Consider the following 21,319-nt stretch of genomic DNA (forward strand, 5'->3'; position numbering starts at 1 on the left):
GGATCGCACCTCGACGAACGTTTCGGAGGAGAGCGATGGCACAGCTGCGGCAAGAGGTGGACCCGACCGAGGTCGGACTGGACGCGAAGGCGCTGGACCGCCTCGACCAGCACGTCGCCCACTACGTCGACGAAGGGCGCCTGCCGGGCTTCCTCGTGGCCGTCGCCCGCGGCGGCCGGGTCGCCCACCTCACCACGCACGGCCGACGCGACCTGGCGGCCGGGCTGCCCGTCACCCCCGACACCCTGTGGCGGATCTACTCCATGACCAAGCCGGTCACCTCGGTGGCCGCGCTCCTCCTGATGGAGGAGGGAAAGCTGTCGCTGGACGACCCGGTGGCCCGGCATGTGCCCGCCTTCGCCGGCATACAGGTCTACGAGAGCGGCTCGGGCGCCGACGTCCGGACCCGCCCCGCCGCACAGCCGGTGCTGATCCGGCATCTGATGACCCACACCGCGGGCCTGACCTTCGCCTCGTACCGTGCCCACCCGGTCGACGCCCTGTACCGGCAGGCCGACCTGGAGTCGTCCGTGGTGCCGGGTACGACGCTGGCCGAGACGGTCGACGTGTACGCGAGCCTGCCGCTCCAGTTCGAGCCGGGCACGCAGTGGAACTACTCGGTCGCCACCAATGTGCTGGGGCGCGTCATCGAGGTGGTGTCCGGACAGCCGCTCGACGAGTTCTTCGCCGAGCGGATCTTCCGGCCGCTGGGGATGCCCGACGCCGGGTTCTGTGTGAGCGACGAACAGGCGGGCAGGCTCGCCGAGTTGTACGGCGAGACCGACGGCGGTGGTATCGAGCCGATCGCCGGGCTGCCGCTGCGCGGACGTCCCCGCTTCCTGTCCGGCAGCGGCGGCATGGTGGCCTCGGCGTACGACGTCCACCGGTTCATGGAGCTGCTGCGGCGCCGCGGCGAACTCGACGGCGTACGGCTGCTGTCCGCCGCGACGGTGGACCTGATGACCTCCAACCACCTTCCCGGCGGCGTCGACCTGCGCACCTTCGGCAGCAGGCCCGCCCATGACGAACCCGGCAACGACGGCGTCGGTTTCGGCCTCGGCGTCTCCGTGGTGATCGACCCGGAGCGCACCAAGGCCCCCACGAGCCTGGGCATGTTCGGCTGGAGCGGGGTCGCCACGACGACGTTCTGGGTCGACCCGCGCCGCGATCTGACGGTGCAGTTCATGACGCAGGTCCGGCCCAAGGGCTCGCACACGCTCTATCCCGAGCTGAAGCGGCTGGTGCACGAGGCCGTGACGGACTGATCAGGAATCCACCCGCAGGGTGAAGCCGACTCCCTCCAGGGCGAGTTCACGCAGCCACTCCTCCGACCGTGCCGCCGTCTCGGCGGCACGGTTCAGGCCGGGCGGCAGGGAGCCGTCCAGGACGTGACGGACGCCGAGGGCGAGGGTGCGGGAGACGCAGCGGGCCATCGCGCTCTCCTCCTCGTCCCCGGTCAGGTCGAGCAGATAGCTGCCCGACCAGGCCTGCCCCGCCGGACCGGCCACGTCCAGCGACACGACCAAGACCACCCGGTCCCGGTCGGCGTCCGTGGTCGGGTAGGTGGCCGCCAATTCCTGGGCCAGGGCGGCGATCCGGGCGTCGTCCCCCGCCTTCAGCTCCTCGAAGACATCGCCCCAGGCCTCCAGCCAGCCCTCCAGGCGCAGGGTGCCCCGGACGAAGGTCTGCGGTTTCCAGGCGGCCGGCATGCCGTACTGCTCGACGAAGGGCACGCTGTCGCGGTTCGGGTAGACCTCGAAGGTCTCCCCGTCGACGACGTGCCGCCGGGTCGCCTCCCACGGCCGCGCTGCGGTGGTCTCGGCGCCGTCCGCGAGGTAACGGGCGGGCGAGCGCAGGGCGTTGAGGACACCGAGGGGCGCCCAGCTGAAGCGGTACCTGAAGTCGTTCGGCACCGCGGGGATGCCGCCGCAGTACGAGGTGAGGCGGTACGAGGCCGCCGTGCCGTCGCCGATCGCGTCCCGGGCGCGGGCCACGAGGCTGTGCGCGAAGAGGTGGTCGATGCCCGGGTCGAGCCCGGCCTCGGTGAGGACGACGAGCCCGGCCGCGGCGGCAGCGGGGACCTGCTCCAGGACCGCGTCCGACACATAGCTGGAGCAGGCGAAGTGGGCCCGCGAGGCGACGCACACCGCGAGGATCTCGGCGTGCTCGGGCGCGGGCAGCATCGACACGACGACGTCCCCGGGCGCGAGGGCGGCCGTCAGCTTGTCCAGCGTGTAGGCGCGGGGCTCGGCGCGTCCGGTGAGGCCCAGCCGGTCGAGGGCCTCGGCCGCGCGTTCCTCGGTGCGATGCCAGACCCGCACCCGCTGGGCGCTCTCGCACAGCTTCGCCAGTCCGCTGCCCGTGGACAGTCCGGTGCCGATCCAGTGGACGGTGCCACTCGCGGGAACCAGGTCAGTCATGCGGCAACTCTCCTTCTACGATGCCGTGTTCGCGGCTCGCCTGATGGAACCGGTCCCGAGCGCGCCCCCATGGCCCGCCGGTCCCGAAGTCGAGCAGCAGGGGCAGCAGCGAGGCGGAGAAGTCCTCGCTGGACTCCCTCGGCAGCAGCGAGGGCAGGTTGTCGATGGCGATCAGGTCGAGCGGGGGTTCCTTGCGCAGCCGCCGTACCGGCTCGGTCCACTCGGTGGTGCGGTCGTAGACCGGCAGGACGTTGAGGGGCGAGCCGACGTCGCAGGTGACGTCGGAGAGGGTGCGCAGCCGGCGGGCCGGGTCGTCGAGGTCGGCCTCGCGGACGAAGGGCGGGACGGGGGTCGTGGCGAGGACGCAGTTGACCAGCACGTCGTGGGCGAGGAGGGCCGGCCGGTCCAGGTTCCGGGTCTCGTCGAGGTCCCAGCAGGTGGGCTCGACACCGGCCGTCTGGAAGGCCCCGCGGGCGCCGCGGCCGCTGCGGCCGAGGGCGCCGATCACCAGCGCGGTGAAGTCCGTGTCCCCGGCGGCGGGGCGGAGGGTGTCGTCCAGCTCCTCCTTCGAGGTGGGCGTCAGCGGCGCGGCCAGTTGGCCTCGCTGTTGGAGCACCGCGAGGGCGGCGCCCAGGTATCCGGCCCAGTAGCCGAAGGCGGCGAGCCTGCGACCGGTGTCGTCCACCAGGTACTCCAGGTCGAGGATCGTCCCGCCCCCGGCGGCGAACCGGCGCAGCAGGTCGGCGGCGCCCGGCTGCCGCTTGTAGGCGTGGCCGAAGAAGATGTGCCGGTGCGCCAACCGGTCAGGACCGTCGGGGAGTTCCTTCAGGCCGAGGATCACGGTCTCCGACGGCGCCGACACCCACGACCCCGCGGCGGCGACGCGGGCGCCGACCGCCTCGTACTCCTCGATCGGGAAGATCCGCTGCGGGGACTCCTCGACGGTCAGGGTCACCCCGCTCTCGACGAGCCGCCGGGCGTCGGACGGCACGATCGGGGTGCGTCGCTCGGTGGGACGGACCTCGTGGCGCAGCCACAGATGGAGCTCGGTCATACGCAGTTGGCCTCCGGGCGCGGGGCGTCGGCCGCGAACCGGCCGGCGTTCAACGGGCTGACGTCCACGAAGGGTACGCGGCCCAGGACCAGGTCACGGACCACCTCGCCGACGGCCGGGCCCTGGAGGAAGCCGTGGCCGGAGAAGCCGGTGGCGTAGAGGAACCGGGAGACCGAAGTGGCCTCGCCGATCAGGGCGTTGTGGTCGGGGGTGACCTCGTACAGGCCCGCCCAGCCGCCGGTGCGGCGCAGGTCCAGGAGGGCGGGCGCGCGGTGTTCCATGGCGGCGGCCAGGCGGGGGATCCAGCGGTCGTGGGTGTCGGTGGCGAAGCCGGGGCGTTCGTCGGGGTCGGACATGCCGAGGAGGAGGCCGGGGCCCTCGCGGTGGAAGTAGAGGGTCGTGCTGAAGTCGATCGTCATGGGCAGGCCCGGCGGCAGGCCGGGGACCGGCTCGGTGACGGCGATCTGGCGGCGCAGCGGCTCCACCGGCAGGTCCACGCCGGCCATCCGGCCGACGGCCCGCGACCAGGGTCCGGCCGCGCAGATCACCGTGTCGGTGGCGATCCGGCCGAGGGTCGTCGACACGGCCGTGATGCGGTCGCCGTGGAGTTCGATGCCGGTGACCTCGGTGTGCCGCAGGACGCGGGCGCCGAGAGCGCGGGCCGCGGAGGCGTAGCCGTGGACGACCGCCTCGGGGGTGCAGTGGCCGTCGTCCGGTGAGTAGGCGGCGGCGAGGAGGCCCTCGGTGCGGATCAGCGGGGAGAGCTTGCGGGCCTCCTTCGGGGTGAGCAGGCGGCTGGGCACGCCGAGCGCGTTCTGGAGCCGTACGCCCGCCTCGAAGGAGGCCACGTCCTCAGGGGTCGACAGCAGGAAGAGGTAGCCGACGCGGTGCAGCCCGATGTCGTACCCGATCTCCTCCCGGAACCGGCCGAACGCGGCCAGGCTGCGCGCCCCGAGCTGCACGTTGAGCTCGTCGGAGAACTGGGCCCGCACCCCGCCCGCCGCCTTCGACGTGGAGCCGGAGGCCAGCTCGTCCCGTTCGACGAGGACGACGTCACGGACACCGGCGGCGGCGAGGTGGTAGGCGATGCTCGTGCCCATCACTCCGCCGCCGATCACGACGGCCTGTGCCTGCATTCTCACGGGCGAGCCTCCCAGGGGTGTCGGGGTCGGTCGGTCCCCTCTTCCTGTCCGGACTCCGCCACCCGTAATCAGGAGAGGTGGGCCACCGCGTCCAGATGGGGCAGGTGGTGGTCGAGGCGTTCCCGCTTGGTGCGCAGGTAGGTGATGTTGCTCTCGCACGGCTGGATCAGCAGCGGCACCGTCTCGGTGACCTCGATGCCGTGCCGTACCAACGCCTCCCGCTTGTCGGGGTTGTTGGACATCAGGCGGACGCTGTTCACGCCGAGGTCGTGCAGCATGCCGGCGGCGACGCCGTAGTCGCGGGCGTCCACCGGCAGGCCGAGGGCGAGGTTCGCCTCGACGGTGTCCAGGCCCTCCGCCTGGAGCGCCATCGCGCGCAGCTTGGCGAGCAGGCCGATGCCGCGGCCCTCGTGGCCCCTCAAGTAGACGACGATGCCGCTGCCTTGGGCGACCACGGCCCGCATCGCGGAGTCGAGCTGCTCGCCGCACTCGCAGTGCCGGGAGCCGAAGGCGTCACCGGTGAGGCACTCGGAGTGCAGTCGGACGAGGACGTCCTCGGCGCCGATCTCGCCGTGGACGAGGGCCACTTGTTCATCGCCGCGGTCGTGATCAAGGTAGCCGACCGCCCGGAATTGCCCGTACACGGTGGGCAGCGGGGCATTCACTATGCGTTCCACGCCGGTGCGCTGCGGGGACTTCTTGCCGAGGACGCCAATTTTGTCTGTCATGATTCTCGAGTTCCTAAGCAGAGACGAAAGGCCGTGAAAGAATGAGTGATTCGCAAGCGCGGTCGGCGGCATACGGTCCGTTGCCGGCGGACACCACGGAGGACGTACGGACGCGGGGCGCGAATGTCTCACGACAGGTCGCGGTTCTTCCCGTCGGAAGCTTCGAACAGCACGGCCCGTACCTGCCGTTGGCGACCGACACCCTGGTCGCCTGTGCCATCGCCCGGGAGATCGCCGCGGCGTACCCGGTGCACCTCCTCCCACCGGTGACGATCTCCTGCTCGCACGAGCACGCGGCCTGGGCGGGGACCGTCAGCATCTCCTCGGTGACCCTTCACTCGGTGATACGGGACATAGCGGCTTCACTCCGCCGTTCGGGCGTCGACGCCCTGGTCGTGGTCAACGGGCACGGCGGAAACTACGTACTGGGCAACGTCGTTCAGGAATCCTCCTCCCGGGGCGAGAAAATGGCACTGTTCCCGGCGGCGGAGGACTGGGAGTCGGCGCGCGAGCGGGCGGGGGTGGTCACGTCTCTGCTCACCGACATGCACGCGGGGGAAATCGAGACCTCCATCCTTCTGCACGCTCATCCCGAATTCGTCCGACCCGGTTACGAGACCTCCGATTTCGTCGCCGACGACCGTCGTCAGCTGCTCACTCTGGGCATGTCCGCCTATACCGATTCGGGGGTCATCGGCCGACCCTCGCTGGGTTCGGCGGAAAAGGGCAAGGCGCTGCTGGCGAGCCTGGCGGATGCGTTCGCGCCGTATTTGTCGTTGCTCACCTCCGACGACGGTTCCGGGGCCTCCGTACGCGGATAGCGGGCGAGCAGGACGAACACCCCCGGCAGGCTGGCCACGAGGCTGAGCACCCCGTAGACGACGGCGACGGCCAGCCCGCTGCTCGCCCCGAGGCCGGCCGCGCCGAACGCCCAGGCGGTGACGCCCTCGCGGGGTCCCCAGCCGCCGACGTTGAGCGGCAGTCCCATGGCGAGCAGCGCGAGTACGGCGATCGGCAGCAGTACGGCGACGGAGGCGTCGGACCCGGCGACGCGGGCGGCCAGCACGAACATCGCGAGGTGCCCGGCGAGGACGACGAGGGAGGACAGGGCGACGCCGGGGCCGTTGCGCCGGGACAGCAGCCCCTCACGCACCTCCTCCAGCGCCCGGCCGTACCGCGCGGGCGTCCGGTTCATCCGCAGGGCGAGTACGACGGCCAGCGCACCCACCAGCGCGAACAGGAGCACCGGCGCGAGATCACGGGCCTGGTTCAGCACCGGCGACGGCATGGTCAGCAGGACGCCGGCGCCGACGACCGCCAACGCGAGCTGCCCGGCGACCCGTTCGAGGACGACGGCCCGGACACAGCGCCCGAGGTCCCGGGTGCTCTGCCCGTGCCGCACCGCCCGGTGCACGTCGCCGAGGACGCCGCCGGGGAGCGCCGCGTTGAGGAACAGCGCGCGGTAGTAGGCGGCGACGGCGGGCCCGAGCGGCAGCCGGATCTTCAGGCCCCGGGCCACCAACTGCCAGCGCCAGGCGCTGAACACGGTCGTGACGACACCGATCCCGACCGCGGCGACCAGCGACCCGCCGTCGATCCGCCGCAGCCCGTCCAGGAAGACACCGGTACCGAGCCGCCACAGCAGGACGGCGAGGATGACGACACCGGCGGCACTGCCCAAGTGGGTGCGCACGGCCGGTGACGTGAGACGGGCGAGGGCACTGCGCCACCGCGGGGTGTGGGGGGTGGCGGCTTCGGGGCGGGGGGTGGAGACGATCACGCCGATGCGGGAGTCGGCGACGGCGACGTCCGGTGGGGGGACGGCCTTGACGGGGGGTACGAGGACGATGCCGGCGGTGTGGGGGGTGGGGTCGGTGAGGGGGGCGGCGTCGGCGAGGATGGTGGCGGTGGCCTCGCCCTCGGCGACAGAAACGTCCCTCTCCGTCACCTCGACCGGAGCGACCGGAAGGACCGGCGGGACCGGCAGGACCGACACACCGGCTCCCTGCCTCTTGCGCCCGCCCGTCGGCGGCCTGCGCACCACATACGCCCGTACCGTCTCCACGCTCATGCCGCCCCGCCCGTCGGCCGGGACAGCGCCAGCAGGTCGGTGTGGTGGACGAGGACGGTCAACTCGCCCGCCTCACACGCCTCCAGGCGCTCGCGGAGATAGCGCTCGGCCCGCTCCTTCAGCTCCGGACGCTGCTCCACCGCCGCGCCGACCCAGCCGCGCAGCCACTGCGCGGTGAGCGCGGCCTCGGCGGGGCCGAGCCGCCAGGGGCTGGGGTTCAGCCGTACCGTCGCCCCGCGCTCGGAGAAGGCCTCGCAGGCCGCGGTGACCGAGTCCGGACCGAGGAGGCCGGAGCGGCGCTGGTGGGCGTTGAACGCCTCCATGATCTCCGTGTCCATCGGGTGGGACGGGGTGAGATCGACGCGGCCGGCCACCGACAGGGTGAGCAGCGCCGGGCAGCCGGCTCCGGTGCAGGCCTCGGCGAGGGTGTCGATCTCCTCGCGGGTGAGGACGTCGAGGAGTGCGGAGGCGGTCACCAGGGAGGCGCCGGAGAGGGCGTCCGGGGTGAGCCGGGCGACGTCGCCGCGCCGGGTCTCGACGGTGACGCGGCTGCCGTCGGCGGCGACGCGCGGGGAGGCGACGGCGGCGAAGTGCAGGAGGTAGGGGTCGCGGTCGTGCAGGACCCAGTGCTGGGCGCCGTCGAGGCGGGGGGCGAGCCAGCGGCCCATCGAGCCGGTGCCGCAGCCGAGGTCGTGGATGACCAGGCCGGACTTGCCGGGCAGGTTCGCCAGCCGGATGCGCAGCGGGTCAAGCAGGTCGTGCGCCCGCGCGGCGGCGTCGGCCGGCTCGCGCAGCTCCAGCCACTCGGGCGCGTACCGGGGCTGCTCGTCGGGACCGTCCTCACGGAGCCGCATGGTGGGACGCTCGCCGGGGCGGGCGGCGGTCGGCCCGGCGCCGGGGATGACGGAGTGGGCGGACGGGTCCGGCGCCGCGGACGTCGTGGGCGTGGCTGGCGTGGCGGGCATAGGGGGCACCTCCGCGGTTCCGCTCGCGCTCGTGGGGCGCACGGGGGAGGCTTCCGCGCTCATGGCCGACAGGAGCGACGCCTCCACGCTGCCGCCCGCACTCGCGGAAGGCGGGAGGGACACCTCAGTGCTGCCGCCCGCGCTTGCGCCGGACAGGAGCGGCCCCTCCGTGCTGCCGCCCGAGCTCGCCGAGGGCAGAGGGAACACCTCCTCATTGCCGCCTGAGCTCTCCGAAGACAGAAGGGACGCCTCCGCGCTCCCGGCCGCACTCGCGGAAGGCAGAAGGGACCCGTCCGCGCCGCCACCCACACTCGCGGAAGGCAGAAGAGACGCCCCCGCGCCGCCGCCCCCACTCGCCGAAGGCAGAAGAGACGCCTCCCCGCTGCCGCCCTTCTCGTCCCGCGGCCCCGGCTGGGCCGGGATCCTGCCGCTGCGCTCCGTCGTAGCCGTCTTCCTCATGCCGCCCTCCTGGGTTCGTTCGGCAGTCGGCCCAGTACTCCGGCCAGGCTGCGGGCCGTGGTCGCCCAGCCGTCCAGGGCGGCCCGTCGGCCCCGGGCAGCCGCCTTCAGCCGGCGTCGTACGTCCGCCTCGTTGAACCAGCCGCGCAGTTCCGCGGCGAGGGCGGCGGGGTCCTCAGGCGGGACGAGGATGCCGGGCACTCCCCCGTCGGGGGCGCGGCCGACCGCCTCGGGGAGGCCGCCGACGTCGGTCGCGAGGACCGGGATGCCGCGGGCGAGGGCCTCGGTGACCGCCATGCCGTAGGTCTCGGCGTAGGAGGTGAGGACCATCAGGTCGGCGGCGGCGTAGCTGGCGTCGAGCTGGGCGCCGGCCTGCGGTCCGGCCAGCTCCAGCCGGTGCTCCAGGCCGTACTTCGCGATCAGGGACCGGAGTTGGCCGACGTACTCGGGGTCCTGGCCGAGGCCGCCGACGCACACGCAGCTCCACGGCAGGTCCCGTACCGCAGCGAGCGCCTCGATCAGCCGGTGCTGTCCCTTGCGGGGCGTGACCGCGGCGACGCACAACAGCCTTGAGACGCCGTCGGTTCCGGAGGCGAGCGGGGCGATGTCGGCGCCGGGGGCGGCGACATGGACGCGGTCGGGGGCCAGGCCGTGGTGGGAGACGAGGCGGCGGACCGCCCAGTCGCTGGTGGCGATGACCGCGGGGACCGCGCGCAGTACGGCGCGTTCCTTGGCGTCCAACTCGGCGGCGAGCAGGGGCTCCAGGCCGGTCTCGTCGCCGAGCGGAAGGTGGACGAGGACGGCGAGCCGGAGGCGTTCCGCCTCGGGGACGACGATCTCGGGGACCCCGCAGGCGACCAGACCGTCCAGCAGGACGACCGTACCGTCCGGGAACTCCCGCAGGGTGCGGGCGAGTTCGACGCGGGCCGTGGCACCGGGGCTGGGCCACTCGCCGTCCACGGCGTGCTTGTGGACCTGCCAGCCGAAGCCGGGCAGGTCCAGACTGACCCGCCGGTCATAGGCGTTGCCGCCGCTGGGGGCCGCCGGGTCGTCGACACCGCCCGGCATGACGAAGTGCACGGAGCGCAGGGACATGGGGATGATGTCGGCGTTCTTGAGAGCGGAGTGCTGCACGGGCACGTAACCGAGCGACGGTGCCGCGGTCTTCTCCAGAGTCGTGTCGGTCACAGCGCACGCTCGTAACTCGCCCACGCGACATGCGACTCGTGGAGCGTGACGCCGATCGCGGCGATGCCCCGGGCCCCTTCGCCGAGCGCACCCTTCTCGATGCGCTCGGCGAGCCGGTCGGCGATGACCTTGGCGAGGAACTCCGTCGAGGTGTTGATCCCGGCGAAGTCGGGCTCGTTGTCGAGGTTTCTGTAGTTCAGCTCGGCGACGACGGCGCCGAGCTCCTGGGTGGCCAGTCCGATGTCGACGACGATGTTGTCGTCGTCCAGCTGTTCCCGGCGGAAGGTGGCGTCCACGAGGAACGTCGCTCCGTGCAGGCGCTGCGCGGGTCCGAAGACCTCGCCGCGGAAGCTGTGGGCGATCATGATGTGATCGCGGACGGTGACACTGAACAACGGACGACCCTCCAGGTGCGGCGCGTCTGATCCCCGCGGCCTGATCGCCGCCGGGATGCCGTGTAGTACGGCTCTTCGCTTCCCCGTGTTCAGCCCACTCTCACTCTTTTCTCAGGTCAGGCGCTCTTGTCGTACCTGATGCGGTGACAAAGGGCCGGAATCTCCCCCGCCGCGAGTTTCGGCATCACAACCGGCAACTCCTCGAACACGCTTTCCCCCGTGATGAGCGCGTCGAGTGACGGGTCGGCGAGCAGTTCGAGGGCGAGGGCGAGCCGGTCGGCGTAGGTGCGGTTGGCGCGGCGGGCCGGGGAGACGGTGCCGACCTGGCTGGAGCGGATGACGAGGCGGCGGGAGTGGAAGGCCTCGCCGAGCGGGAGGCTGACCTGCCGGTCGCCGTACCAGCTCAGTTCGAGGACGGTCCCCTCGGCGGTGAGGAGTTCCAGCGCGCGGGTGAGCCCCTGTTCGGTCGCGCTGGCGTGCACGACGAGGTCGCACTCCCCGAGCGCGTCCGGCGGCAGCGCGAAGTCGACGCCGAGCGCCTCGGCGGTCTTGGCGCGGGCCGGATCGGCGTCGACGAGTTGGACCCGTACGCCGGGGAAACGGGCCAGCAGCGCGGCCACGGAACAGCCGACCATCCCGCCTCCCACCACCGCGATCCGGTCCCCGACCAGGGGCGCCGCGTCCCACAGGGCGTTGACGGCGGTCTCCACGGTGCCGGCGAGGATGGCGCGTTCGGCGGGCACGGAGTCCGGTACGACGGTGACGGCGGCGGCCGGGACGACGTACCGCGTCTGGTGCGGATAGAGGCAGAAGACCGTACGTCCCACCAGTTCCGCCGGCCCCTCCTCGACCTCTCCCACACTCAGGTAGCCGTATTTCACGGGGGCGGGGAACTCGCCCTCCTGGAAGGGTGCCCGCATGGCCGCGTGCTGGCTGGCGGGGACCCCGCCGCGGAAGACGAGGGTCTCGGTGCCGCGGCTGACGCCGGACCACAGGGCGCGGACCAGCACCTCGTCCGCGGCGGGGGCCGGAAGGGTGAACTCCCGTATCTCGCCTTCACCCGGACTGTTGAGCCAGAACGCCCTTGCGGTGCGGTTCATCGGCATCCTCCTGAACGATCGGGAAGCAGTTCACGTACCGAGGTGTGCACAGGTCGCGCACAGTACGCGGCGTTGATCGACTCTGTCACACGGCCGGAGGATGTTCGGTGGCCCTGAACAACACATACGAGGCAAGGCTGGTCCAGCAGGAGACCGCGGTCGGAGCGGGTGTCCAGATCCTGTTGCTGGCTCTGCTCGGCACCGCGATCGGCATGGGGCCGGCGGGCTGGCTGACCGGCCTCGCCTTCGCCGTGGCCACGTGGGCGGTGCTCTCCCGGGCCCTGCACCGCACCCAACCCCGCTCCTTCGGCCCCGCCAACCGGGTGACGCTCGGCCGCTCCATCCTGGTCGGCGGGGTGACCGCCCTGGTCGCCGACTCCTTCCAGAGCTCCCCGCCGGTCACGCTCTTCGTCGGTCTCACGGCGGTGGCCCTGATCCTCGACGGCGTGGACGGCAAGGTGGCCCGCCGCACCGGCACTTCCACCCCGCTCGGCGCGCGTTTCGACATGGAGGTCGACGCGTTCCTGATCCTGGTGCTCAGCGTCTACGTCTCGATGTCCTTGGGCCCGTGGGTCCTCCTGATCGGCGCCATGCGCTACGCGTTCGTGGCCGCCGCCCGCGTCTGGACCTGGCTCAACGCCCCGCTCCCGCCGAGCACGGCCCGCAAGACGGTCGCCGCGCTCCAGGGCGTGTTCCTGCTGCTCGCCGCCTCGGGTCTGCTGTCGTACGCCCTGGAGTTCGCGGTCGTCGCGACGGCGCTGGGCACGCTGGTGTGGTCGTTCGGCCGGGACGTGCTGTGGCTGTTCCGGACCTCGCGGGTCGAGACGGTCCTGGTGGAGGACGTGCGCGAGCTGGTCGCGGGATGAGTGGGGACCGACGCGAAAGCGGCCCGGGCGCTACGTCCGGCGCGGCAGCAGCGCGATCGCCGCGGCCGGTACGGCGGCCAGGACGAGCCACGGAACGGCCGCGGGCAGCCCGGTGTCGAGGAGTGTGCCCGTCGCCGAGCTGCCGATCAGGACGATGAGGCCGGACACGGAGGACAGCGCCCCGGTGTAGAGGCCGAGGCGGCCGTCCTCGGCGAGGTCGGGGACCCAGGCGCGGGCGACCGGGGCGACGAGCATCTGGCCGAGGGTGAGCAGGACGACGAAGCCGGCCGCGGGAAGCAGACCCGCCGTCCCCGTCCAGCCGACGGGGCGGACCAGGGCTACCAGAGCGAACCCCGCGGCGATCAAGAGCAGCCCGGCGGCCATCGAACGCCGCAGCTCCAGCCGTTCGCCCACCCACCGGGTGACCGGCAGCTGGGCGGTCACCACCAGCAGCGACGACAGCGCGAACAGCCAGGCCAGCGGCGCCTGCGAGCCGGTGGCCCGCTCCACCTCCGCCGGGAGGGCGAGGTAGAGCTGGTTGTAGGCGAGGAGATAGGCGCCGTACGCGCAGCACAGCGCGAGGAAGCGCCGGTTGCGGAGCAACAGCCGTACGCCGCCCTTGAGTTGGACGCGTTCCCGGCCGGGGATGTGCTGGGGCAGCAGCCAGGCGTGTCCGGCGAGCACCAGGACGAAGATGCCGGCGCCTGCCAGGCACACGGCCCGGAAGTCCACCGACAGCAGCAGCGCGCCGAGCAACGGCCCTACGAACGCGCCCGCTTGGCCCGCCACGGTGAAGAGGGCGAGGACGCGGGTGCGGGAGGTGCCGGTGGCCTGCTCGTGCACCACGGCCTGCCGGGCGACCTCGGACTCGACCGCGGGTGAGAACAGGGCGGCGGCGAAGCCGATCAGCAGGACGGCGCCGATGACCGCCCAGGTCCGCGTCGCGTATCCGAGCCACGCGAACCCGGCGATCCGCAGCGCACAGCCCGCGAGGACGACGGGCCGGATGCCGTAGCGGTCGGCCAGCGCCCCGCCCACCACGAACAGCCCCTGCTGGCTGAAGGTCCGCAGCCCCAGCACGAACCCGACGAGCCAGCCGGCCATGCCCACCGCCTGCCCGAGGTGCTCGGACAGGAAGGGCAGCACGGCGAAGAAGCCGATGTTGAAGGCGAGTTGGGTGAGGATCAGCAGGCGGAGGAGAGGGGTCAGGCGGGCGTGTTCGGGTGCCTTCCGCAAACCGGTCGACAGTGCGCTCATCCCGCTCCCACCAATTCCTTCGTACGAGGCTGCTGTTGGGGTGTCTCCATCGGCGCACGCCGGTTGCGCCGAGGCAGCCGCACCCCGCCCGCCGCCGTGACCGCCAGCGCGCCCAACAGGGCGAGGGCCGTCGCCGGGGCGAGGACGGCCCAGGGGGCGCGCTCGGCGTAGGGCTGGTTCTCGGCGAGCAGCAGGCCCCATTCCGGGGTCGGCGGCTGGGCACCCAGGCCGAGGAAGGTGAGCGAGGCGAGCGCGAGGGCGACGCCCGGGAGCCGCAGCAGGGCGTGCCGGATCACGGGTGGCAGCACGGCGGGCAGGAGTTCGTGCCGGAGCAGGTACCAGGAGTCCGCGCCCAGCCCGCGGGTGGCGGTGATGTGGAGGGCTGCCCGTTCCTGACGCAGCAGCGCGGAGGTGTGGGCCGCGAGGGGCGCCCAGGCCACGGTGCCGACGGCGAGTGCGGGGGTGGCCGGTCCGCCGCCGACGACCGCGGTGACGAGGAGGGCGACCAAGACCGGCGGCAGCGCGACGATCGTGTCCACGAGCGGGCCCGACACGCGGGGCAGCAGGCCCAGCAGTACGCCGGTCAGCAGCGCGGCGGCGCTGATCGCGAGGGCGAGCAGCAGGGTGTCGAGGGCGCCGTGGCCGACGCGGGCGAGGACGTCCCGGCCGAGTCCGTCGGTGCCGAACGGGTGCTGGAGGGACGGTGGTTGGAGGCGTTCGCCGGTGTCGAGGGCGAGCGGGTCGCGGGGCAGGCCAAGGGCGATGACCAGCGCGAGGAGGCCGCCGTACGCGAAGGGCTGGAGTGCGCGTGCCGGGGGTTTCGGGCCGTGCAGGGACGGCAGGGCGCCGTCGCGCAGGGCGGGGCCGATGAGGAGGCGGCCGGCGAGGGCGGCGAGGCCCGCGGCGGCGGCCGCGAGCAGGACGAGGGCGAGGGTGCCGGCCTGGAGGACGGGGAGGTCCTGGGCGAGGGCGGCCTGGAGGGTGGTGCGGCCGAGGCCGGGGATGTCGAAGATCTGTTCCACGGCGACCGCGCCGCCGGTCAGGCCGACCGCGAACAGGCCGGTGTTCGGGAGCAGTCCGGGCAGACAGCGGCGGATCGCCTGGCGGGCGATGCTGCGGCCGGGGAGTCCGCGTGCGGCGGCGGCCAGCGCCCAGGGTTCGGCGAAGGCGCCGGGCAGCAGGTCGTCGAGGAGCCGGCCGAGCACCGCCCCGGCGGGCAGGCCGAGGGCGAGGGCGGGCAGGATCGTCCAGCGCGGCCCGTACCAGCCGAGGGCGGGCAGCCAGCCGAGTTGGACGCCGACGACGGTGGCGAGCACGGACGCGGTGAGGAACTCGGGCAGTGCGGCGAGGACGGCGGAGCCGCTGCCGCCCGCACGTCGTCCGTCGAGCCGCCGACGGGCGCCCAGCCACAGGGTGCGCGCGCAGATCAGCGCGGCGGTGACGGCGCCGACCGCGAGGGCCACCGCCATCAACAGCAGGGAGGCGCCCAGGGCTTGAAGGACGGCGGGCATGACCTCGTCGCCGGAGATCCACGACCGCCCCGCGTCCCCGCGCAACCACTTCGCGAGAAAATAGAACGGGCCGTTGTCCAGGCCGAGTTGGGCACGGATGTCGGCCAACACCGCGGGATCGGGATCGCGTTCGGCCGAGCGTGCCTTGAGCACGGTGAACGCCGGGTCGGTACGGGTCAGCCACGGCAGCAGGCCGATCCCGCACACGAGGGCGGCCGCGATCCCGGCCCGCCACAGCAGCGTGGCCGCTCGGTTCCGCATGCGTCAGCGCCGGGTGCCGGTGCCGACGAGGGTGCGCTCGTAGGGGTCGAGGAGCGCGCCGCGGACGCCGGTGCCGACGCCGGTGATGATCTGCTGGTGGACCAGGGGGACGACGGCGTCGGTGCCGAGGATCTCCGCCTCGGCGGCCATGGCCGCGTCCTGCCGTTCGTCGGTGTCGGTGACCCGCTCGGCCTTCGCGACGGCCTTGTCCGCGTCCTTGTCGCAGAGTTGGGCGATGTTGTAGCCGCCGTCGCAGGTGTAGTCACTGGCGAGGACGGAGACGGGGTCGCCGGTGTCGACGAGGGTGTTGCGGGCAAGGACGAAGGCGTCGAACTTCCCGTCCAGCGCGTCGGTTTCGAGCCGCGAGTACTCGCGCACCTCCAGGTCGACGTCGAATCCCGCCTTCTCCAGCTGCTGCTTCAACACCTGGGCGACCTCGGGGAGTTCGGGCCGGTTGTCGTAGGTGGCGAGGGTGATGGTGGTCCCGTCGGCGTCGGCGGCCCGTGCGCGGCCGGTCGGGGCGGTGCGCTTGCCTTCGGCCCAGGTGACGGCGGGCCCGTAGATGCCGGTGCCGGCGTCGGCGTATCCCTCGTAGACGTCCTTGGCGAACACGGAGGTGTCGACGGCCTGACGGGCGGCGGCCCGCAGACCGGCGTTCCTCAACGCGCCGGATTCGGTGTTGAGCAGCAGGCTGGTGGTGCGGGTCGTGGCGGTCGCCCTGCGCTGCGCCTTGTCGAGGGTGGCGGCCTGGGCGACGGGTATCGCCTCGGCGAGGTCGACCTGACCGGTGCGCAGGGCGTTGGCGCGGGCGGTGCCGTCGGCGACGAACTTCACGTCGATACCCGAGGCGTGGGCCCGGCCGCCCCAGTAGTCGGCGAAGCGGTCGAGGGTGGCGGCGGTGGCGCCCATGACCTTGGTGAGCTCAAAGGGTCCGGTGGCGTGGCCGACCGGGTCGACGCCGTCGTCGGCGTAGGCCTTCGCGGAGAGGACGGCGAGGCTCGGACTGGACAGGCGCAGCGGCAGAACGGGGTCGGGGTCCTTCGTGGTGACCCGTACTCCCGCACTCCCCTCGGCCTTCGCGGTGAGGGTCACGCCGGCGAGGGCGGCCGGGGCGGGCTTGGCCTCGGTGGCGTGAGTGAGGGAGGCGACGACGGCGGCCGGGGTGACCTCGGTGCCGTCCTGGAAGCCGGCCTCGCGCAAGGTGAAGAGCCAGGTGCGGTCATTCTCGCGCCGCCAGGAGGAGGCGAGCGCGGGGGCGGCGGCGCCGTTGGCGTCGAGGGCGGTCAGGCCCTCGGTGACGCCGAGGCGGCTGAGGATGGTGGCGTCGGCGCCGTACGGCGAGAGGTGCTCGGCGGGCGGGAAGGCGAGGGCGACCCGCAACCGGGAGCCGTCGCCCGTGCCGTCCGACTTCCCGTCGGCACTCTCGGAGGCGAAGCAGCCGGTCAGGACGGGGGCGAGCAGGAGCGCGGAGAGCAGTCGGAGGCGGCGCATCGGCCGGTCACCGTCCCATCGGAAGTTCGAAGTGCAGGACGCCGTTGCCGCCGTCCGGATCGTCGCGCTCGTCGTGCACGAGCTTGCCGAGCGACCGCCAGAAGGCCTCGGCGCCGGGGACGGACGGATCGGTGTGCAGATATACGGCGCGGTAGGCGCCGTCCGCGGCGGCGAACGCCAGCAGCTCGGCGACCAACCGGCGGGCGAGGCCGCGTCGGCGATGCTCGGGGCGGACGTAGACCCGGCGCACTTGAGCCGTCTCCCCGGAGGGGTAGCGCTCGGCGACATGGCGGGGGTTCGGCGGGTGGGCGGGGCCGCGCGCGTCGAGGGCGGCGGTGGCGACGACCTCGCCGCCGTCCGGGTCGACCGCGACGAGGAGCGTGTGGCGGGACGGGGTCAGATAGGCGGCGGCCGGGTCGATGATGTCGCCGTGCCAGCGGGGCACGTACCCGGTGCCGAAGTCGCGGTAGACGGTGTCGAGCATCACGGCTCGCGCACCGTCCAGGTCGTCCGGGCCCGCGGCCCTGATGCTGTAGTCATGCACTTGCACATCATATGCATTAAGGGCAGGCGCTTGATCACCAGGCGATTTGACAGTGATCGAGGACACGCCTAAAACCTACCGACATGACATCCATTTTCAAAAACGCCTTAGCTGTCCCGCCGAGGTGGTGCTGATGCGCATCGCCTTCGTCGGCAAGGGCGGCAGCGGCAAGACGACCCTGTCGGCCCTCTTCTCCCGCCACCTGGCCCGGGCCGGCGCACCGGTCCTGGCCGTGGACGGGGACATCAACCAGCACCTGGCCGAGGCGCTCGGCCACGACGGCCCGCCGCTGGACGCCCCGCCCCTGGGCGCACACCTGTCGGCCATCAAGGACTACCTGCGCGGCACCAACCCGCGCATCGCCTCGGCCGAGGCGATGATCAAGACGACCCCGCCGGGCCGAGGCTCCCGCCTGCTGTCACTGCTCGGCGACGACGAACTGCACACCCGCCACGTCCGGCACGTGGGTGACGTACCGCTGATGGTGACGGGCGAGTTCGACGAGAGCGACCTCGGGGTGGCGTGCTACCACTCCAAGCTCGGCGCGGTGGAGCTCTATCTCAACCACCTGGTCGACAAACCCGGCGAGTACGTGGTCGTCGACATGACGGCGGGCGCGGACGCCTTCGCGTCGGGCCTGTTCACCCGCTTCGACATGACCTTCCTGGTGGCCGAACCCACCCGGAAGGGCGTCTCGGTCTACCGCCAGTACCGGGACCACGCCCGGGAGTTCGGCATCCGCATCGCCGTCGTCGGCAACAAGGTGACCGGCGAGGACGACCTGCTCTTCCTCAAGGAGGAGGTGGGCGACGACCTCCTGACCCACCTCATCCAGTCCCCGTACGTCCGGGCCGCCGAACAGGGCCGCGCCCAGGGCGAGTTGGAACCCCAGAACCAGCACGCCCTCAACATCCTCCGCGAGACGGTCGACGCCCACCCGCGCGACTGGCCCCGACTCCACCGCCACGCGGTCGAGTTCCACCTCCGCAACGCCCGCGCGTGGGCGGGCGAGGACCTGGCGACCCAGGTGGACCCGGAGTACACGCCGGGCCGCATCCCCCCATCCTGACCACCCCCTCTCTCTCACACCACACAGACAGGACCAGCACCCCCATGTCTCTCGACGTCTCCCCTCAGCTCCTCGCCGAAGCCGAACAGGGCCCCGTCCGCGAGGAGGACTTCGTGGACACCGTCCGCACGTCCCTCCCCTACGCCTACGACCTCATCGCGTCCCTCGCCACCGAACTCAAGTCCGGCACAGCCGACTTCACCGACAACCAGACCCCTCCCCCGTCCGAGAAGGAACGCGGCCAGCTCCTCCGCGCCCTCGCCAGCGACGCGATCCGCGGCAGCCTGGAACGCCACTTCGGCGTGACCCTGGCCTTCCAGAACTGCCACCGGGTGGCGGCGTTCCGCCCCGGCGCGGAAACGAGCGACACGTACACCCGCTTCACCTCACTCCGCTCCCAGATCCTGAACCAGTCACCGGAGTTCAGGGACTGCTGAGGGGACTCAGGCGGCTCGGTCGATCTGGGCGCGGATGGAGGCGTCGGTTATCTCGCCGTCCGCCGCCAGCAGCATCGTCTTGCTGAGGATCAGTGACAGGCGGTCGTCCTCGAACGGCAGGAAGACCTTTGCGGTGCCCCTGCTGCGTGACGGGACGATGCACAGGTAGGAGTCGTCGGGCTGCATGAGGATGTTGGCCGAGCCGAGGTGGATGCGGTAGGTGCGCAGGTCGCCTCGGACGGTCAGGAAGCGGTCGTCCAGTGTGCAGCGGTCCGCGATCTTCAGGCGGGGCAGGATGCGGGTGAGGGCGTCGCGGCGGGCCTCGGCGGTCTCCGTGAGGTCGGCGAAGCCGGCGCGTTCCCAGTAGGCGCGGGCCGGGCCCTGCTCGGTCCAGTCGGGGTCCGCGGCGATGGAGGTCACGCCGACGAACAGGTCGACGTCGCGCATCGCCTCGCTGAAGACGAGCGGGGGCACCTCGGGCAGTGGAGCCTCCCGCCAGTGGCCGTCCAGCCTGTGGTCGAAGCGGACCCAGTCCGTCGAGGCCACCGGATTGTCGTCCGCCCAGTCCACGAAGGCGTGGAAGAAGCGGGCCCGCCAACGGCCCGACACCAGCACGCGCGTCGCTTCGTCGCCGTCGCCTCCGTCCCACGGGCCGAGCAGCCGGCTCGTCCAGCCCCGGGCCCGGAACAGCCCGCGCATCCTGCGGTAGTGGACGAGGTGGGCGGCGAAGCGGTTGGAGTGCAGGCGGGTCTCCTCCTCGGCCGGGGTGAGCCGGTAGATCTCGCGGAACGCCTGCTTGAACGGCTGTCTCACCTGCCCGTCCACCAGCCGGTCACGCCACGCACGTACCGTCTCGGCGTCGGCGCGGATCGGGTGCCACAGGCGTACGGAGGCGTCGTCGGGGGCGTCGGGGAAGTCGTCCGTCGCGGGCAGGAACGCCTGCCACTCGCCGGGCGTCGTCTCGATCTCCCAGATCAGCCTGCCCACGACCGTCCGGGCGAGCGGGTGCCCGGCCAGCTCCGTGCGCCACCAGCCGTAGGCGTGGACGGTGTCGACCGGCAGTCCGCCCTCCAACGCCCTCGCCAGCGTGGCCAGTTGGACGTCCACCCGCTTGACCAGCTCCCGCAGCTCCTTGACCAGGTCGGCGTGGTCACGGCGGACCGGTGCGGGCACGCCGCGCAGCGGGCGGCCGTCCGTCTCCCACGTCAGCTGGGCGGTCTCGGCGACCCTGACGACGGCCGCGTAGCCGTCGCCCGCCGGCCTGCGCAGGACACCCTCCTCGTCGAAGTCCAGCCTCGGCAGGCGCAGGGCCACCTCCGTGCGCTGGGCCAGCGCCGCCTCCACCTTCTTCAGCAGCTTGTCGAGCTGCTTGGGCACGCCCGCGTGCCGGGTGACCGAGCGAGCGGTACGGATCGCGGTGACCGCCTCCGGGGTCGGGAACTCCTTCGCCGCGCGGACCAGTTCGTACAGCAGCGCCTGCGACGGCACCGTCCTCGCCGCCGTCGGCGCGACCGCGATGCTGGGCAGCAACCGCGCGCACACCTCCGGCAGCCACTCCTCGTCCCGCAGCAGCGCCACCCGCGCGGCCTGTCCGAGGACGGCGACCTCGCGTGCCGTGAATGCCTTGTCGGCCAGGTACGGGATCTCGCCGGACCGGATGCCGTCGGCCCGGTCGGCCGCCGCTTCCAGCGCGCGCCGGGCGAAGTCGACGTACACCGGCAGGTCGGCCAGCTGCTCCCACACGGCAGGCGTCGACTCCGGCTCGATGTACGTGTTGACCAGGTCGAGCTCGGTCATCACGACTCGCTCCGCCAGGGAGAGCCTGGTGAGGACGTCCATCTCGTCCCTCGCGATGGACCCCTCTCCGAGCCGCTCCGCGACCGCGCGCAGTGTCGTGTCGTCCGCGAGTCCTGCGACCAGGAACAGCGCGTACGGGTGCGCGATGCTCTTCCTCGCCAACAGGCTCTCGGTCAGGGCCCGCGCGGGCTCCGACAGCTCGGGCCACGGGCCGACGCACCCCACCAACGCCGCCACCCCCGGCATCAGGTCGACCGCCCACTCGCTGTGCCGACTCCGCACGACGAGCGCCGCGAACAGTCGACGACAGGCGTCGGGCGTGACACGCGGTCGCCGCTCGTCGGCCGCATGCCGCACCGCCATCGCTGTCCGCCAGGTCGCGGCTGTGACGTCGGTATGGTGCACCCGGTGGGCGTCCGGGAGCAGCTCACCGAGCTGTTCGTCGGTGAGTCCCGCCAGATCGGCGGACCGGACGTCCAGTTCGAAGGCAGGATCGATCAACGCCCGCGCCAAGTCGTCGTAGAGCATGCCAGGGATCATGACAGGCGGCACTGACAACGCGGCC

18 protein-coding genes and 1 pseudogene are annotated in these 21,319 nt (G+C 72.5%); 5 read left to right on the forward strand and 14 right to left on the reverse strand.

Going from position 1 to position 21,319, the window contains the following annotated elements:
* Nucleotides 1–35 precede the first annotated feature (35 nt).
* Nucleotides 36–1,265 (forward strand): serine hydrolase domain-containing protein, encoded by a 1,230-nt coding sequence (locus IQ210_RS27650; protein WP_194081841.1) that lies wholly within the window; start codon nucleotides 36–38, stop codon nucleotides 1,263–1,265.
* Here the strand turns inward: IQ210_RS27650 and IQ210_RS27655 are convergent, their stop codons facing one another.
* The 4 genes from IQ210_RS27655 to ribA form a co-directional block, all read right to left on the reverse strand.
* On the reverse strand, nucleotides 1,266–2,420 hold the full coding sequence (locus tag IQ210_RS27655; protein ID WP_194081842.1) for a saccharopine dehydrogenase family protein: 1,155 nt from the start codon (nucleotides 2,418–2,420) through the stop codon (nucleotides 1,266–1,268). It lies immediately after the preceding gene.
* Nucleotides 2,413–3,474 carry a saccharopine dehydrogenase gene (locus IQ210_RS27660; protein WP_194081843.1) on the reverse strand — a complete coding sequence of 354 codons (1,062 nt, stop codon included), beginning with the start codon at nucleotides 3,472–3,474 and terminating at the stop codon, nucleotides 2,413–2,415. The genes IQ210_RS27655 and IQ210_RS27660 overlap by 8 nt, the downstream gene beginning before the upstream one ends.
* A complete protein-coding gene (locus IQ210_RS27665) occupies nucleotides 3,471–4,610 on the reverse strand; it encodes an NAD(P)/FAD-dependent oxidoreductase (protein ID WP_194081899.1) in 1,140 nt (379 codons plus the stop codon). The genes IQ210_RS27660 and IQ210_RS27665 overlap by 4 nt, the downstream gene beginning before the upstream one ends.
* Before the next feature lie 74 nt (nucleotides 4,611–4,684).
* Complete coding sequence (gene ribA / locus IQ210_RS27670) at nucleotides 4,685–5,344, reverse strand: GTP cyclohydrolase II (RefSeq protein ID WP_059195130.1); 660 nt, start codon at nucleotides 5,342–5,344, stop codon at nucleotides 4,685–4,687.
* A gap of 41 nt (nucleotides 5,345–5,385) precedes the next feature.
* Between ribA and IQ210_RS27675 the strand changes: the two genes are divergently transcribed.
* Complete coding sequence (locus IQ210_RS27675; protein WP_194081844.1) at nucleotides 5,386–6,165, forward strand: creatininase family protein; 780 nt, start codon at nucleotides 5,386–5,388, stop codon at nucleotides 6,163–6,165.
* A gap of 80 nt (nucleotides 6,166–6,245) precedes the next feature.
* Here the strand turns inward: IQ210_RS27675 and IQ210_RS47330 are convergent.
* The 5 genes and pseudogenes from IQ210_RS47330 to IQ210_RS27695 form a co-directional block, all read right to left on the reverse strand.
* A pseudogene (locus tag IQ210_RS47330) lies at nucleotides 6,246–7,415 on the reverse strand (lysylphosphatidylglycerol synthase transmembrane domain-containing protein); the annotation flags it as partial.
* Complete coding sequence (locus tag IQ210_RS27680; RefSeq protein ID WP_194081845.1) at nucleotides 7,412–8,380, reverse strand: class I SAM-dependent methyltransferase; 969 nt, start codon at nucleotides 8,378–8,380, stop codon at nucleotides 7,412–7,414. The pseudogene IQ210_RS47330 and the gene IQ210_RS27680, both read right to left, overlap by 4 nt.
* Nucleotides 8,381–8,835: 455 nt before the next feature.
* A complete protein-coding gene (locus IQ210_RS27685; protein ID WP_194081846.1) occupies nucleotides 8,836–10,026 on the reverse strand; it encodes a glycosyltransferase family 4 protein in 1,191 nt (396 codons plus the stop codon).
* The gene (locus tag IQ210_RS27690; RefSeq protein ID WP_079309409.1) at nucleotides 10,023–10,421 is read right to left on the reverse strand and encodes a 6-pyruvoyl trahydropterin synthase family protein; all 399 of its coding nucleotides are present in this window, start codon (nucleotides 10,419–10,421) and stop codon (nucleotides 10,023–10,025) included. Before IQ210_RS27690 ends, IQ210_RS27685 begins: the two co-directional genes overlap by 4 nt.
* A gap of 116 nt (nucleotides 10,422–10,537) precedes the next feature.
* Nucleotides 10,538–11,521 (reverse strand): zinc-dependent alcohol dehydrogenase, encoded by a 984-nt coding sequence (locus IQ210_RS27695; RefSeq protein ID WP_194081847.1) that lies wholly within the window; start codon nucleotides 11,519–11,521, stop codon nucleotides 10,538–10,540.
* Nucleotides 11,522–11,628: 107 nt separating this feature from the next.
* On the opposite strand from IQ210_RS27695, the gene IQ210_RS27700 reads away from it, so the two are divergent.
* Nucleotides 11,629–12,387: a CDP-alcohol phosphatidyltransferase family protein gene (locus IQ210_RS27700; protein ID WP_194081848.1), complete on the forward strand. Its 759-nt coding sequence runs from the start codon at nucleotides 11,629–11,631 to the stop codon at nucleotides 12,385–12,387.
* A gap of 30 nt (nucleotides 12,388–12,417) precedes the next feature.
* On the opposite strand, the gene IQ210_RS27705 is transcribed toward IQ210_RS27700, so the two are convergent.
* From IQ210_RS27705 to IQ210_RS27720, 4 genes are read right to left on the reverse strand one after another with little or no spacing between them, the layout of a single operon-like run.
* On the reverse strand, nucleotides 12,418–13,644 hold the full coding sequence (locus tag IQ210_RS27705; RefSeq protein WP_194081849.1) for an MDR family MFS transporter: 1,227 nt from the start codon (nucleotides 13,642–13,644) through the stop codon (nucleotides 12,418–12,420).
* A complete protein-coding gene (locus IQ210_RS27710; RefSeq protein WP_194081850.1) occupies nucleotides 13,641–15,416 on the reverse strand; it encodes an ABC transporter permease subunit in 1,776 nt (591 codons plus the stop codon). The genes IQ210_RS27705 and IQ210_RS27710 overlap by 4 nt, the downstream gene beginning before the upstream one ends.
* A 3-nt stretch (nucleotides 15,417–15,419) precedes the next feature.
* The gene (locus tag IQ210_RS27715; RefSeq protein WP_194081851.1) at nucleotides 15,420–16,907 is read right to left on the reverse strand and encodes an ABC transporter substrate-binding protein; all 1,488 of its coding nucleotides are present in this window, start codon (nucleotides 16,905–16,907) and stop codon (nucleotides 15,420–15,422) included.
* A 7-nt stretch (nucleotides 16,908–16,914) separates the two neighbouring features.
* Nucleotides 16,915–17,451 (reverse strand): GNAT family N-acetyltransferase, encoded by a 537-nt coding sequence (locus IQ210_RS27720; RefSeq protein ID WP_194081852.1) that lies wholly within the window; start codon nucleotides 17,449–17,451, stop codon nucleotides 16,915–16,917.
* A gap of 133 nt (nucleotides 17,452–17,584) precedes the next feature.
* Here IQ210_RS27720 and IQ210_RS27725 point away from each other — a divergent pair, with 133 nt between their 5' ends.
* Both IQ210_RS27725 and IQ210_RS27730 read left to right on the forward strand, forming a co-directional pair.
* Nucleotides 17,585–18,520, forward strand: a complete 936-nt coding sequence (locus IQ210_RS27725; protein WP_194081853.1) for an ATP-binding protein — start codon at nucleotides 17,585–17,587, stop codon at nucleotides 18,518–18,520.
* A gap of 44 nt (nucleotides 18,521–18,564) precedes the next feature.
* On the forward strand, nucleotides 18,565–18,957 hold the full coding sequence (locus IQ210_RS27730) for an SCO5389 family protein (RefSeq protein WP_194081854.1): 393 nt from the start codon (nucleotides 18,565–18,567) through the stop codon (nucleotides 18,955–18,957).
* Between the two features lie 6 nt (nucleotides 18,958–18,963).
* Here the strand turns inward: IQ210_RS27730 and IQ210_RS27735 are convergent, their stop codons facing one another.
* Nucleotides 18,964–21,282 (reverse strand): DUF4132 domain-containing protein, encoded by a 2,319-nt coding sequence (locus tag IQ210_RS27735; protein ID WP_194081855.1) that lies wholly within the window; start codon nucleotides 21,280–21,282, stop codon nucleotides 18,964–18,966.
* Nucleotides 21,283–21,319 lie beyond the last annotated feature (37 nt).

The organism is Streptomyces justiciae, from assembly GCF_015163075.1.
Classification (GTDB): domain Bacteria; phylum Actinomycetota; class Actinomycetes; order Streptomycetales; family Streptomycetaceae; genus Streptomyces; species Streptomyces justiciae.